The sequence below is a fragment of the Arthrobacter sp. DMZ02-1R genome (genome assembly GCF_057747935.1).
In genome coordinates, this window is sequence record NZ_CM173230.1 from 1,791,543 (window position 1) to 1,804,987 (window position 13,445).

Below are 13,445 nucleotides of genomic sequence, written 5' to 3' on the forward strand. Positions count from 1 at the left end.
TTTTGGACGACGCTCGCTCACCTTTGGTGGAGAAACCCGAAACCCTCCTGCACAAGAGTTGAATTGCTCCCCGGAAGTTGGACTAAGAAATTCAGTCCCGATTTCCGGGGAGCAGTTTTGTGAACTGCAGGAGGGTTTCGGTTTTGACCCTTATAAGTGCAGGAGGGTTGAAAGAATGGCCGCGATAAGTGAGCGAGGATCGGTACCCTCCCGGCGCATTGCGGGACGGGCTGAGGGAGGTGGGGCTAGTATTTTGCGCCCGCGCCTCGGCTACACGGGTGCCAACGCTTGGTTGAGCACCGTCCGGATACGTTTTTCCGAGACCGAGTAGGCCGTGCCAAGCTCGACCGCGAAGAGGCTCACGCGGAGTTCCTCGATCATCCAGCGCACCCGTGTTAACTCGGCACCCGCGCGTCGGCCGGGCAGCAGCGCAGAGACAGCGTCGTCGTAGTCGTCTTCCAAACCCTGCACCACTGACATGTTCAGCCCGTCCCGCTGGACATTGTTCGGAAGCTTTTCGAGGCGCTTCTCGATTCCAGCCAGATATCGAGGCAGTTGGCTGAGCTGTGCGTAGCCCGTCCGTGCCACAAAACCGGGGAAGACGAGTTGCTCCAGTTGGCTCTTCATATCGTTGAGCGCACTGATCAAGGCGAGGCTCGTGCTGCCCTTGAGTTGCTTCTCGATCCGCCGGGTGCTGGCCAGGACGCGTTCGACGACGGCTGTCACCGTGAAGACGGTGTCGATCAGTTCCGCTCGGACCACTTCGTAAAGGGCATCGAACGATGCCTTGTCCCAGGGCAGTTCGGCCGGAGTCAGCTTGTCGATAGCCGCGAGGGCACAGTCCGCGATCAAAGCGCTCACCGAACCGTGCGGGTTCTGGCTGAACGTCAGTTTCTCGGTGTTGCTCAAGTGCTCCAGGACATAGCGGTCCGGGGCGGGAACGCGGAGAGCGAGCAAACGGATGACACCGCCACGCATGGCGGACTCTTGCTCCGCCCGGGTCTGGAACACCCGCAGCGCGACGGACTTGCCCTCATCTACCAGGGCCGGGAAACCCGTGACGTCGTGCCCCTTCACCGTGCGGGTCACTTGGCGTTCAATTGCGCCGAAGGTCCACTCAGTGAGCCCGCTTTGCTCGTACAGGAAACGGGCAGTGTGTGGGACCGGGCTACCGCCGGACGAGGCTGGGACTCCGGCAGCGGTAACCTCGGCAGTGAGCGCTCCGGTGCCCCTCGGTCCGTTGGTGCGGGCCGTCGTCGCGGGTGTTGCTCCGAGGGATTCGGCGATGGCCCGGCGGGTGGCCGGGGCCAGTTGCTCCTGGAGCGCGGCGAGGTCCTTCCCCTCGTCCAGTACCTTGCCGCGGCTGTCCACGACCTTGAAACTGACGCGCAGGTGCGCCGGCACGGCGTCCCAATTCCACGAGCCACGCGGAATGACGTGCCCGCGGATACGGCGCAACACGAGCTCGAGCGAGGCCTCAAGCTCGTCCACGGCAGGATCGAAGTCGGTTTCCAACGCAGCAGCCGCTTGCCGGGCCACATCCGGGGCCGGGACGAAGTTCTTGCGGATGTGCTTGGGCAGCGACTTGATCAACGCCGTGACGAGCTCCACCCGTTGGCCGGGGATCTGCCATCTGAAGGCGGCGTCGTCGAGTTGGTTAAGGAACAGCACGGGGACTTCGGCTGTGACACCGTCCGAGGGATTAGGCGGCGAGCCGGGAGCCACGGGGTGGAATTCATAGCTCAGCGGCAGCTCAAAGCCTTTGTGCAGCCACGTTTGCGGATAAGCAGAATCATCCAAGGCCTCGGCATCCTCGCTGATGAGGAGCGATTGGTCGAAGTCCAGCAGGGTGGGGTCTTGCTGGCGGGCTTCCTTCCACCATTTGTCGAAGTGCCGTTCGGAGACTACGTCTTTGCCGATCCTGGCGTCGTAGAACTCGAAGAGCGTGTGGTCGTCCACCAAGATGTCCCGGCGGCGCATCCTGGTCTCGAGTTCCTCGATCTCGTGGAGGAGGGCACGGTTGCGGTGGAAGAACTTGTGGTGGGTCTTCCAATCGCCTTCGACGAGGGCGTGCCGGATGAAGAGCTCGCGGGAGATTTCCGGGTCGATCCGGCCGTAATTGATGCGGCGGTTCGGGATGATGGGAACTCCGTAGAGCATCACCTTCTCGTGCGCCATGACCGAGCCTGTCCGGGGGGACCAGTGGGGCTCGCTGTAGGAGCGCTTCACGAGATCCGGTGCTACTTGCTCAGCCCACAGGGGATCGAACTTCGCCGCGACCCGGGCCCAAAGCCGGCTTGTCTCAACCAATTCCGCGGCCATGACAAAGGCCGGAGACTTCTTGAACAAAGCCGAGCCCGGGAAGATAGCGAACCGGCTGCCGCGTGCTCCGGCGTATTCGCGCTTGCGTTCGTCCAGCAAGCCGATGTGGCTCAGCAGCCCCGAGAGCAAGCTGATGTGGATGGCCTCGTTGTTGCCTACGGGGTCGGCCTCGCGCTTGTTGTCGATCGTGATGCCCAGTGGCTTGGCTAGCTGGCGCAATTGCTGGAAGAGGTCCTGCCATTCGCGGACGCGCAAATAGTTGATGAACTCGTTCCTACATAGCCGGCGGAATTGCGTGGAGGAGAGCTCCTGCTGCTTTTCCTGGATGTAGTTCCAGAGATTCAGGAATCCGGTGAAGTCCGAGTTCTCGTCCCGGAAGCGCGCGTGCTTCTCCGCTGCAAGTTGTTGCTTGTCCGTTGGGCGCTCGCGCGGATCCTGGATCGTCAAAGCGGCCGCCAGGATCATGACTTCCTTGACGCAGCCGCGCCTTCCGGCCTCCACAATCATCCTGCCGAGCCTGGGGTCCACCGGGAGCTGGGCCAACTTCTGCCCGACGGCGGTGAGGCCGCCGCCCGCACGCCCGTTGCCACGGTCGCCCGTGGGAGGAGCTCCGCCGTCGATGGCTGGGGGAGTGCCGCCGTCGCCCGTGCGCGCGGCGCTTAGGGCGCCGAGTTCGCGCAGCAGCGTGACGCCGTCGTTGATGGCACGGGAGTCCGGTGGCTCAACAAAGGGGAAGTTCTCTACGTCTTTGGGGCCGCGGGCTACTCCCATGGCCGTCATCTGCAGGATGACCGCGGCAAGGTTGGTTCTCAGGATCTCCGGATCGGTGAACGGGGGGCGGGACTCGAAGTCTTCCTCGGAATAGAGCCGGATGGCGATACCCTCCGAGACACGCCCGCAGCGGCCGGAACGCTGGCTTGCCGATGCCTGTGAAACACGTTCAATCGGCAGCCGCTGCACCTTTGTCCGGTGCGAGTAACGCGAGATACGGGCTGTACCAGTGTCGATGACGTACTTGATGCCGGGAACCGTCAGGGATGTTTCCGCGACGTTGGTGGCGAGGATGATCCGCCTCTTACCGCCGGGGTTGAAGACCCTGTGCTGCTCCTGCAGGCTCAAGCGGGCAAACAGTGGCAGGACTTCGGTTCCCGCTAGCCTTCGGTTGGACGCGATCCGGCCGTTCAGGGCCTCGGCTGCGTCGCGGATCTCGCGCTCGCCGGAGAAGAACACCAGAATGTCGCCGGGAGCTTCCAGTGCAAGTTCGTCGACGGCGTCGCACACTGCATCGAGGGGATCGCGGTCTTCCTCGAGTTCGTCGTCGGACGCGTCTTCATCGCCACCGCCGGCGGGCTGGGACAGCGGACGGTAGCGGATTTCCACGGGGTACGTACGGCCCGAGACCTCGATGATTGGCGCGGGGTCCTCCTCGCTGCCGAAATGCTTGGCGAAACGCTGGGGATCGATCGTGGCCGAGGTGATGATGATCTTCAGGTCCGGCCGCTGCGGCAGGATCCGCTTGAGGTAGCCCAGGATGAAGTCGATGTTGAGGCTGCGCTCGTGTGCCTCGTCGATGATGATGGCACTGTATTTCCGCAGCAGCTTGTCGCGCTGGATTTCTGCGAGCAGGATGCCGTCGGTCATCAACTTGATCTTGGTGGCCTTGCTGACTTCGCCTGTGAATCGGACCTGGAAGCCGACTTCCTGGCCGATCTCCACGTCCATCTCGAAGGCGATACGTTCGGCAACCGTTCGTGCGGCAAGGCGGCGCGGCTGGGTGTGGCCGATCAGCCCCTTGTCCCCGAGGCCGAGTTCCAGGCACATCTTGGGGATCTGGGTGGTCTTGCCGGAGCCGGTTTCGCCGGCGATGATAGTCACTTGGTTTGCGGCGATGGCCGCCATCAAGTCCTCGCGGCGCTCGGAGACGGGCAGCTCTGCGGGGTAGGAAATATGAAGTGTCATGGCTGCTGACAGTCTACTGTGGCGGCGCCTCGCCCTGCAGTGCGTGGTTCCCTGCGGCTTTTTCCAATCGCCCGGCCATGGTGCGGGCGTAGTCCTTGAACTCCTCGGGAGAGATGATCTCAAAGTCCATGTCCAGGGCAGCGAGGTGGGCGGCCGGCTGCGCCAGGCTGTCCCAGCCCGCGCGGAGCAGGGTGGCGTTCCCGCCGTCGTCGCTCAAGCTGGCGAGCTGCGGGCCGACGACGGCGGCCACCTCGCCAATGGGGGCATGGAGGCGGACGACCACGTCGTAGCGGTAAGGCGAGCGGGTCACGGATCGCTGGACGTAGTCCGCTAGGTCCTTGGCCGGCAGTGGGCGCGGCACATACTTTTTCCGTTCAACCGGCAAGGACGCGATGCGGTCCGCACGGAACGTGCGCCAGTCTTCCCGGTCAACGTCCCACGCCACCAGATACCAGCGGCGCCCGGTGTCCACCAAGCGGTACGGTTCCACGAGGCGGCGGCCGGCGTCGCCGTCGGCCTTGACGTAGTCAAAACTGAGTTGCCGTTTGTCCGCGATCGCGGCAGAGGCCACCGTGAGCTGCTGGGGGTCTACCGACGCCGCGTTGCTCGGCAGCGTGGTGACTGCGGCTTTGAGCATGGCGAACTTGGGGCGCAGCCGCGAGGGCAGTACCTGTTCGAGTTTGGCGAGTGCGCGTACTGACGCCTCCCCGATGCCGGCCACAGGGCCCGCCGCCACGGAGTTCAGTCCCAAAGCAACCGCCAAGGCCTCGTTGTCGTCGAGCAGAAGCGGCGGGAGCTGGGCTCCGGCGCCCAATTGGTAGCCGCCGGCTACGCCAGGTGAGGCATGGATGGGATAGCCGAGGTTGCGGAGCTTATCGATGTCGCGGCGGACAGTACGCTCTGTGACTCCCATCCGGTTGGCCAATGCCGGACCGGTCCATTCACGCCGGACCTGCAGCAAGGACAGCAATTGCAACAGCCTGGCGGACGTCTGGATCATGGCATTGAATCTAGCCCAAAATGCGGACAAAAGCCGTCCTCATTGAGTTCCAGGCCGCGTCCGAGCCTTCCGGCAGCGGCTGGGTCGCGCAGGAAGGCTCGGACAGTGGGTGGTTAGAGACAGGGCGTGGTTAGAAGACGCGAAGGGTCCAGTAGGGGGTGCTAGGCAGTTCCCGGGCGGTCCAAGGCTCTTCGGAACGGACGGGGGGAAGGTGACCGCGGCCGTCCCGAAGAACTGCTGAGACGGTAGCAGCGGCAGTGATGACGAGGATGATGAACACCAAGATTCCGACGATTTCCATGTCTCCATCGTGTTCCTGATCCAGTTCAAGAAACAGTGGCAGAAATGACCCATTTAGGCAATTTTCTGCCACACTGGAGTTATGTTGAAAACGGTGGCAATCATTGTGGTTCCCAACTTCTCGATCTTCGAGTTCGGGACCGCCTACGAGGTCTTTGGCATTGATCGCAAGGACCGGGGGAGTGGCGTTCCCAGCTTTGATTTCAGGGTCTGCACCCCTGTCCCGGGCGATGTGAAGATGAAGTCCGGCCTGTCGATGCACGTCGGCCTGGGGCTGGAGGCCGCGGACGATGCCGACCTCGTCATCATGGCCCCCTACGGCAGGGACGAGGACGTTCCGGAATCCGTGCTGGATGCCCTGAGGGCAGCCCATGCGCGCGGGGCATGGGTCATGTCGATTTGTTCCGGAGCATACGCACTTGCGCGCGCTGGGCTCTTGGACGGGCGTCGCTGCACCACACACTGGCACTACTCGCAGGATCTGGCCAGCAGGTATCCGAAGATCCATGTGGACGAGAACGTGCTCTACGTCCAGGACGGAACACTCATTACGAGCGCGGGTACGGCAGCGGGGATTGACGCTTGCCTGCATCTGGTCCGTGTGGAGTTGGGTGCCAATGTCGCAGCAGCCATTGCGCGCGACATGGTGGTTCCACCGCACCGGGACGGCGGCCAGGCCCAGTTCATCGATCGGCCCATGCCCACGTGCGGCTCGGCGCCCATGGAGGCCTTGCTGCGCTGGATGGTGGAGAACCTGGATCGGGACCACAGCGTCAACGAATTGGCGTCCCGGCTTCACATGTCCGCCCGGACCTTCGCACGCCGTTTCCGGGCCGAGACGGGCGCCACACCTGCAGCCTGGCTCAACTCGCAGCGAGTGCTCCGAGCCCAGGAACTCCTGGAAACCACCGAACTGAACATTGACGAAGTTGCACGCGAAGCCGGGTTCGGGCATTCCGTGCTGCTGAGGCACCACTTTGCCAAAGTCCTGGACACGAGCCCGCAGTCCTACCGGAGGGCTTTCCGCGGCCAGTTGGCCGAAGTTGGCTAGCGGAGGGTTTCCCGGCCTTCCACCTTGGCGTGCTCCACGAGGGTGTGCCATGGACCGGTGACCGCGGTCTCCGGGAGCGTTGCCCTGTGTTGACCTGCTCGGATCGAATACGTGAACCGGTCGGCTTGCCCAGCCATTTGCCCGGCTGATTGCCCGCGAGACGGCACTTGGTCCCAAGGGCAGGCCTCCACGATCGGCATCCAGCGTTGCTTGTCTTCGGAGCTGGCGGCATCCACGGTCCAGACGCGCGTGATCGCGGCGACGCCGCCGCTGCGCTGGACGGTGATTTTCATGTTCGACGGCTTCCACTGCTCTGGTATGTGTTGCTAGAGCTTTACCTTCACAGTTTCCCACGCCTTCAGGACGGCGTCATGCTCGGCTGAATCAGCTCCGAACAGTTCCTCCGCCGACGTCGCGGTTGCCTTGGCGAAGCGCCGGAAGGTGCAGGTGGCAGGTAGGGAGCCGCTTGTCAGGGTGTTGTACCAGATCTGGCCGGGCGCCTCCCACGCATTGCCGCCCAGCTCCAGCGCAACGACGGAGAAAGCCCTGTTGGGGATCCCTGAGTTGATGTGGACACCGCCGTTGTCCGCGGTGGTGCGGACATACGTATCCATGGAGTCCGGTTGCGGATCCTTCCCGAGCACGTCGTCGTCGTAGGCGGTGCCCGGTGCCATCATTGAGCGCAGTGCGGCCCCTTGAACGGCATCCGTGAACAAGCCCTCGCCAATCAGCCAGCTGGCCTCGGCCGAGGATTGCTTTTTGGCATGCTGCTCCACCAACGCTCCAAAAACGTCGGACATGGACTCGTTGAGGGCTCCCGCCTGGTTCCGATAGGCGAGTGCTGCTGTGTACTGGGTGACGCCGTGTGCGAGTTCGTGCCCGATCACACTGAGCGACTTGGTGAACCTTTGGAAGATCTCGCCGTCGCCGTCACCGAACACCATCTGGCTGCCATTCCAGAACGCATTGTCGTATAGCTGGCCGTAGTGGACCGCGGCATCGAGTTTCAGCCCGGCGCCGTCGATCGAATTCCTGCTGAACACTTCTGCGTAGAGCCTGTGGGTTTCGCCCAGTCCGTCGTAGGCTTCATCGGCGGCCGCGTCTCCGGTAGCCGCACCGCCCTCCTTGCGGACGAGCTTTCCGGGCAGGACCTCGGTGGACCCGGTGTCGTAGATGGTCCGTTTCGGCGGACCAGGCTTGGCCTGGCGGGCTGTGGGTACCGGGGCTGGCACTGGAAGCGAGCGGACGGCCTGAAGGGACTTGATGTGGAGCAGGGATTCCTTGGCCGCCCGTGCAATGATCCGCAGGCGGGGCTCATTCTGGGTTGCCAGCCTGCGCAGCATGTAGGGCGGAATGATGGAACAGATCACAGCGAACCCTTTCGTACCTGGTGGACTTGACCGGGTACGAACAGCTTAGAAGCGGCCACCGACATTTTGGCCGGCTGGGTGCGGCATGTCCGTCATCACGTGAAGTGAGAGGCCTCGACCCGGCATGGAGGCAAGGAGTCCACGTCGTTTTCGGAACCCTTGAGGATCCGTTGCAGCTTGCCGAGGTCCACGATGCCGTTGCCCCACGCCAACTCGATTTCGTAGAGGGCTTGTTTGTTGCGGCGGGCGGCTTCACAGTCCGGCATCAGTGTCCTCGGGTTCCGGGCGAAGGACGGTTGCGAGTTGCACCGCTGGCAGCCGCGAGAGTTTCCCGGCAAGGACCGGCGCTTTGGCTTCGAGCTCCGGGAACGCAGTTGCGGGCTCCATTTTTGGTATCTGCACAAGAACCATGTGTAGGGAGGGAGCAAAACGTGACGCGGTTTTTCCACTTATTTTTGATTGCCATCCCAGCAACCCGCCGGAGCAAAGAAAAACCCCGCCAGTTCTTGAACTGGCGGGGTTTTCTGTTGTGCCCTCGATAGGATTCGAACCTACGGCCTTCTGCTCCGGAGGCAGACGCTCTATCCCCTGAGCTACGAGGGCATCCAGGGCTCCCATCCGTTGCCGGAGGGACGTCCATGAGCTTAGCAGGTCACCGCGCCGCAATGGAAAACGGTGGGGCTTCGCGCCGCGTCAGTAGCCCGAGAACGAGTCGGTATGGATTCGTCGGGCTCCAGCACGGCGTGCGGCAGCGCGAAGGGAGTCTACGTTTGCCGGGGACCCGGACACGTACACGTCCCGTTCGGCAACATCGGGAACGAGTTCCCGCAGCGAGTTGCCATCGATCCGGCCCTGTCCGGCGTCGTGCATGAACGACGGCGGTGCGGAACCGTCTGCCACGCGCGCAATGACGCGCGCACCGGAGGCCTCCAGGACATCTCGCCCGGCAAGTTCGGCAGCGCTGGGGGCGAGATACAACACCACGATGTCCCTTCGCGCGGAGTCGAGCGACGCGAGCTGGGACAAGAAAGGCGTGATCCCGATCCCCGCAGCGATGAGCAGCACGGGTTTGCCGACGTCGGACGGTAGGACAAAGTCACCGCCTACCGCGGTGCCACGAACGCATTCTCCGGCCTCAAGGGCGAGCAACGCTCGCTTGGCGGCCGAGATCGGTTCCGCCGTGCCGACGCCGAATGTCACTTCCGGTGAGCCTGGTGCGCTGGTGATGCTGAAGACCCGTCTCCGTCCCTTCCCGTCGGAGCGCAAGTGCGGAAGGTTGAGCTCCATGAACTGCCCGGGAATGAAACGAACGGGACGGCGCGGCTCAAAACGGAATTCGGTAGTGAAAGGAGTCAGGGGACGCGACCCCTTGAAGGTCAGCATGACCCCGCCGCGTTGTCCCGCGAGGAATGCGAGGAAGTTGCCCACGAGCAGCGCAAGTTCCGGCGAATTGGCCACGATACCCAGGTTGTACGGCACTGCGAACAACACGCCGACCACCACCGCCAGCGCCAATTGCTGCAAACGCCGAGGCGGCAAGGTAAGCGGCTCCGTGAGCATGAAGCCCACGAAGAACAGGAGCGGCCGTTGCGCAAATGGCTGCCAGAGGGCGGATCCCCATGTCATGCCCGCTTGCAGGAGTTCGGCGCACACGATGGATACCGTGACCACGAGGAACGTGCAGGCCATCAGCATCTTCTGCGTCCTGTACAGCACCAGCAGGACCCCGGGCACCAGGAGCCACAACATGGCCGGTGTCGCCGCCCACCATGTCGCGATGTTCAAACCCGTGAGGCTGGCTATGAAGGCGCCGGCGGCAGCGGGGTTGAAAATGTGCCGGCCACGGAAAGCCAGCACATACTTGGACGCGGACGCCAGGACACATGCCACAACCACCCCGGCAAGGTCAGGAACCTGAACTGTGGGCACGAGTTCGGTGGGCCAGAACAGGAAGTACAGGAGAAGGCCCGTGATGAGCGAAGACTCCGAATGGGGCCGGACCTTGAACAGCATGGCCATGAGCCGGTTGGACGCATACGTCAGTCCCACGCACAGCACGAGGTGGACGAGCATTTCCGGCAGGCCGAACGTCAGCCAGCCGAGGACGTTCAACACCATGCTGTACACCGCGAGGATGGCGAGGATCCAAAGAATCAGCCGGTACATGGTGAAGCGGCCAAGCCAGGCGTCCGCACGCGCTTTGATGGCAATCATGTGAACAGTGTCCCTTCAAAACCTGCAGAGTAGGCGGCGTGTCCGTCCGAATAGACCTTGAGCCAGGAGAAATCGAATTCTTCGTCGAGCACCTTCGGATCCACCAAGAAGAGTGCCGTGGCCAGCGCATCGGCTTCCAGTGCCGAGGCGGCCATGGTCCAGGTGGCCACCACCGTCTCCACCGGGCGCCCGGTGGCGCCGTCCAGGACATGGTGCAGGCCGTCGCCCCACGCGCGCCGGTTTGCCGCAGAAGCGCACAGGGCACCGTCGTGGAGTTCGACGACGCCGATCGCCTGGGTGGGGTCGTAAGGGTGTTCGAGGGCCACGCCCAAGGGTTCCGCGCCGGAGTGGAGCATGTCGCCGCTCGCATCCACAAGGAACTCTGTGATCCCCGCTGAGCGCAGGACCGCGGCTGCTAGGTCCACCAGTTGGCCCTTTCCCGCAGCACCAATGTCCAGTACCAAGGGAGCGGAAGTGGAGATCTTTGAGCCGTTCCACTCCAGGACGTCTTCCCAGCGCGGCGCCGGCACCGGGTGGCCGAGGGGCCGCAGGGCATAGTCCGCCCCGTAGCCCAGCTGCTCAAGGCTGGTGCCGATAAGTGGCGTCATGGCACCCCTGCTGAGGTGGTACAACTTCCTGAACAGCACTTCCAACTCGGACGCACCCGCCGGGAGAACCACAGTTCCGGGTTCCCGCGCGAGCCGCGCAATGAGGGAGTCGGTGCGGAACCGTGAATAGCTTCGGTCGTAATCCTCCACGACGCCAAGCACGCTGCGGCGGACCGCACTGGGAAGCGGCTCCGGCGTCGAAATCTCCCACCTGGTTCCGATTCCGTCGAAGGCGAAGTCGCTCCAGCCCACGTGCGGCATCGCGGTTATTTGGCCTCGGACTTGATGGTTTCCACGGCTTGGTTGAACCCGCCGCTGGTCAGGGAAGAGCCTGCGACCTTGGACACGTTGATGTCGTCCAGCTTCTTGCCGACGATCTGCGCTGCGATTCCGTCCTTGAACTCGCCCTGGAACTTCTTGGTGTTCGGGTTCGAGGGGTGGACGGTGATGTCGACGCCGGAAATGGTGCCACCAGACAAGGTCAACTGGACGCCTACGGTTTCCTGGCCGTTGGGCGAAGTGTAGGAGCCGTCGGCACTGTAGGTACCGTCCTTGTACGAGGCCGATGATGACGAGCCTGTCGTGGCCAGCTTGCTGGCGCCCGCCTGCGTGCTCGTATTCTGCGGTGTGCTGCCCTGGGCTGCGCTGGCTTGGGTGGAGGGCGCGCAAGCCGCCACCGAGCCGGCGAGGGTGAGGCCGGCGGCGCCGACGAGAATGCTCCTGTGGAGTGGCGTAGTCATGTTCTGCTCGTTTCAACTGGACAAGAAAGGGTCTTGGCACATGGACCGGACGCACGGTTCGGGCACGAGGCCGTTCCGCTGTTCAACGTGGAAATCAGCCTAGCGGCTCAGTCTGGGAGCTGTAGGTGGTGAAACTGTGCGTAACCTGTGCGCTAACCGGTGCCGACGTGCACGTGATCACCAAGCAAAGAATTCCACCACTTGCAAGCCCCACCGGTAGGCTAGACGGGTGACTCCCGAAGAACTCTCCGCCGCCATATCCGCCTGCCTGAAAGACGCTGTCGCCGCTGGCGAGCTTGCGCTTTCCGAATCTGCCCTCCCCGAGGACGTACGCGTGGAGCGACCCAAGAACCGGGAGCATGGCGACTGGGCCACCAACATTGCTTTGCAGCTGGCCAAACAGGCAGGGACCAACCCGCGCGAATTCGCCACGGTTCTCAGCAAGCGACTGGAAGCGATCGACGGCGTCACCGCTGTGGACATCGCCGGCCCGGGCTTCCTCAACATCACCGTGGACGCGGCCGCCGCCGGCACACTGGCCAAGGCGATCGTCGAGGCGGGAAGCTCCTACGGAACCAACCAGGCGCTCGCAGGCCATGTGGTCAACATGGAGTTCGTCTCCGCCAACCCCACGGGACCGCTGCACATTGGACACACGCGCTGGGCCGCCTTGGGCGATTCCATTGCCCGCGTCCTCCGCGCCTCCGGCGCGGAGGTCACCGCCGAGTACTACATCAACGACGCCGGCACGCAGATGAACGTATTTGCGAACTCGGTGCTGTCTCGCCTGCACGGGCGCGGCGTTCCGGAAGGCGGCTACCCCGGAGAGTACATCCGGGAACTCGGCGATGAGGTCCTCAAGGCCCATCCGGCAATCCGTGAACTCACCGATGTGGCAGCGCTGCCGGTGATCCGCGCCGCCGCCTACCAAGCCCAGATGAAAGACATCAAGGACACACTTGCCGAATTCGGCGTGGCTTTCGATGTCTTCTTCTCCGAACAGGAACTGCACGACGCCGGTGCGATCGAATCCGCTGTTGCGCGCCTCCGGGAGCAGGGTCATGTGTTCGACGACGGCGGGGCCGTCTGGCTGCGCACCACGGACTTTGGGGATGACAAGGACCGGGTGATGATCCGCGCCAACGGTGAACCGACGTATTTCGCCGCCGACGCAGCCTATTACCTGTCGAAGAAGGACCGCGGCTTCACGGAGAAGATCTACCTACTCGGCGCGGACCACCATGGCTACATCAACCGGCTCAAGGCCATTGCTGCCTGCGCCGGCGATGACCCCGAGGTCAACATTGAGGTCCTGATCGGGCAACTGGTCTCCGTCAACGGAGCCAAGCTGTCGAAGCGTGCCGGCAACATCATCGAGCTCAAGGACCTTATCGAGTGGCTCGGGAAGGACGCGGTGCGTTACTCGTTGGCGCGCTTCCCCGCAGACTCGCCGCTGACACTGGATCCGGAACTGCTGAAGAAGAACAGCAACGAAAACCCGGTGTTCTATGTGCAGTACGCGCATGCCCGTTCCCGCGGAACCGCCCGGAACGCGATCGAGGCCGGCGTGGGCCACAGCGCTTTCGACGCCTCCCTCCTGGACCACGCCACCGAGAACGAGCTGCTGTCCTACCTCGGCAGCTACCCGTCCATCGTGGCCAAGGCCGCGGAGCTCCGCGAACCGCACCGGGTGGCCCGCCACCTCGAGGTCATCGCCGGGGCATACCACCGTTGGTACGACGCCTGCCGCGTTTCGCCGCTGGGCGACGAGCCGGTGCAGGACGTCAACCGCACACGGCTGTGGCTCAACGACGCCACGAGCCAGGTCCTGGCCAACGGACTTGGGCTCCTCGGCGTTTCAGCTCCGGAACGGATGTGATC

12 protein-coding genes and 1 tRNA gene are annotated in these 13,445 nt (G+C 63.5%); 2 read left to right on the forward strand and 11 right to left on the reverse strand.

The window, feature by feature from the left end; translation table 11 throughout:
* Positions 1-270: 270 nt before the first annotated feature.
* The 3 genes from hrpA to AC3ANQ_RS08830 all read right to left on the reverse strand — a co-directional run bounded on the left by hrpA (position 271) and on the right by AC3ANQ_RS08830 (position 5,582).
* Positions 271-4,281, reverse strand: a complete 4,011-nt coding sequence (hrpA, locus tag AC3ANQ_RS08820) for an ATP-dependent RNA helicase HrpA (protein ID WP_488304743.1) — start codon at positions 4,279-4,281, stop codon at positions 271-273.
* 13 nt (positions 4,282-4,294) lie between these two features.
* Positions 4,295-5,281: a helix-turn-helix transcriptional regulator gene (locus AC3ANQ_RS08825; protein WP_488304744.1), complete on the reverse strand. Its 987-nt coding sequence runs from the start codon at positions 5,279-5,281 to the stop codon at positions 4,295-4,297.
* 130 nt (positions 5,282-5,411) lie between these two features.
* Positions 5,412-5,582, reverse strand: coding sequence for a hypothetical protein (locus tag AC3ANQ_RS08830; protein ID WP_265977206.1), 171 nt, complete (start codon positions 5,580-5,582; stop codon positions 5,412-5,414).
* Positions 5,583-5,663: 81 nt separating this feature from the next.
* On the opposite strand from AC3ANQ_RS08830, the gene AC3ANQ_RS08835 reads away from it, so the two are divergent.
* Positions 5,664-6,632 (forward strand): GlxA family transcriptional regulator, encoded by a 969-nt coding sequence (locus tag AC3ANQ_RS08835; RefSeq protein WP_488304745.1) that lies wholly within the window; start codon positions 5,664-5,666, stop codon positions 6,630-6,632.
* Here AC3ANQ_RS08835 and AC3ANQ_RS08840 read toward each other — a convergent pair.
* From AC3ANQ_RS08840 to AC3ANQ_RS08875, 8 genes are all read right to left on the reverse strand, one after another.
* Entirely contained in the window at positions 6,629-6,925 is a 297-nt protein-coding gene (locus tag AC3ANQ_RS08840; RefSeq protein ID WP_488304746.1) for a protealysin inhibitor emfourin, read from the reverse strand. The genes AC3ANQ_RS08835 and AC3ANQ_RS08840 overlap by 4 nt on opposite strands.
* A gap of 33 nt (positions 6,926-6,958) precedes the next feature.
* Entirely contained in the window at positions 6,959-7,975 is a 1,017-nt protein-coding gene (locus AC3ANQ_RS08845; RefSeq protein ID WP_488305283.1) for a M4 family metallopeptidase, read from the reverse strand.
* 122 nt (positions 7,976-8,097) lie between these two features.
* Positions 8,098-8,268 (reverse strand): hypothetical protein, encoded by a 171-nt coding sequence (locus AC3ANQ_RS08850; RefSeq protein ID WP_488304747.1) that lies wholly within the window; start codon positions 8,266-8,268, stop codon positions 8,098-8,100.
* A complete protein-coding gene (locus tag AC3ANQ_RS08855; protein WP_488304748.1) occupies positions 8,255-8,389 on the reverse strand; it encodes a hypothetical protein in 135 nt (44 codons plus the stop codon). Before AC3ANQ_RS08855 ends, AC3ANQ_RS08850 begins: the two co-directional genes overlap by 14 nt.
* Before the next feature lie 143 nt (positions 8,390-8,532).
* Positions 8,533-8,605: transfer RNA gene (locus tag AC3ANQ_RS08860), tRNA-Arg, on the reverse strand.
* Positions 8,606-8,695: 90 nt separating this feature from the next.
* On the reverse strand, positions 8,696-10,216 hold the full coding sequence (locus tag AC3ANQ_RS08865) for an FAD-dependent oxidoreductase (protein WP_488304749.1): 1,521 nt from the start codon (positions 10,214-10,216) through the stop codon (positions 8,696-8,698).
* Complete coding sequence (locus tag AC3ANQ_RS08870) at positions 10,213-11,085, reverse strand: FAD:protein FMN transferase (RefSeq protein ID WP_488304750.1); 873 nt, start codon at positions 11,083-11,085, stop codon at positions 10,213-10,215. Before AC3ANQ_RS08870 ends, AC3ANQ_RS08865 begins: the two co-directional genes overlap by 4 nt.
* Positions 11,086-11,090: 5 nt before the next feature.
* Positions 11,091-11,564, reverse strand: a complete 474-nt coding sequence (locus tag AC3ANQ_RS08875) for an FMN-binding protein (protein ID WP_488304751.1) — start codon at positions 11,562-11,564, stop codon at positions 11,091-11,093.
* A 229-nt stretch (positions 11,565-11,793) separates the two neighbouring features.
* On the opposite strand from AC3ANQ_RS08875, the gene argS reads away from it, so the two are divergent.
* Positions 11,794-13,443: an arginine--tRNA ligase gene (argS, locus tag AC3ANQ_RS08880; RefSeq protein WP_488304752.1), complete on the forward strand. Its 1,650-nt coding sequence runs from the start codon at positions 11,794-11,796 to the stop codon at positions 13,441-13,443.
* The last annotated feature ends 2 nt before the right edge of the window (positions 13,444-13,445 follow it).

What these genes read in the sequence shown, in the direction of transcription:
- hrpA (WP_488304743.1), bottom strand. Translation starts at nt 4,281, where the DNA reads ATGACACTTCATATTTCCTACCCCGCAGAGCTGCCCGTCTCCGAGCGC.
- AC3ANQ_RS08825 (WP_488304744.1), bottom strand. Translation starts at nt 5,281, where the DNA reads ATGATCCAGACGTCCGCCAGGCTGTTGCAATTGCTGTCCTTGCTGCAG.
- AC3ANQ_RS08830 (WP_265977206.1), bottom strand. Translation starts at nt 5,582, where the DNA reads ATGGAAATCGTCGGAATCTTGGTGTTCATCATCCTCGTCATCACTGCC.
- AC3ANQ_RS08835 (WP_488304745.1), top strand. Translation starts at nt 5,664, where the DNA reads ATGTTGAAAACGGTGGCAATCATTGTGGTTCCCAACTTCTCGATCTTC.
- AC3ANQ_RS08840 (WP_488304746.1), bottom strand. Translation starts at nt 6,925, where the DNA reads ATGAAAATCACCGTCCAGCGCAGCGGCGGCGTCGCCGCGATCACGCGC.
- AC3ANQ_RS08845 (WP_488305283.1), bottom strand. Translation starts at nt 7,975, where the DNA reads ATGCTGCGCAGGCTGGCAACCCAGAATGAGCCCCGCCTGCGGATCATT.
- AC3ANQ_RS08850 (WP_488304747.1), bottom strand. Translation starts at nt 8,268, where the DNA reads ATGCCGGACTGTGAAGCCGCCCGCCGCAACAAACAAGCCCTCTACGAA.
- AC3ANQ_RS08855 (WP_488304748.1), bottom strand. Translation starts at nt 8,389, where the DNA reads ATGGAGCCCGCAACTGCGTTCCCGGAGCTCGAAGCCAAAGCGCCGGTC.
- AC3ANQ_RS08865 (WP_488304749.1), bottom strand. Translation starts at nt 10,216, where the DNA reads ATGATTGCCATCAAAGCGCGTGCGGACGCCTGGCTTGGCCGCTTCACC.
- AC3ANQ_RS08870 (WP_488304750.1), bottom strand. Translation starts at nt 11,085, where the DNA reads ATGCCGCACGTGGGCTGGAGCGACTTCGCCTTCGACGGAATCGGAACC.
- AC3ANQ_RS08875 (WP_488304751.1), bottom strand. Translation starts at nt 11,564, where the DNA reads ATGACTACGCCACTCCACAGGAGCATTCTCGTCGGCGCCGCCGGCCTC.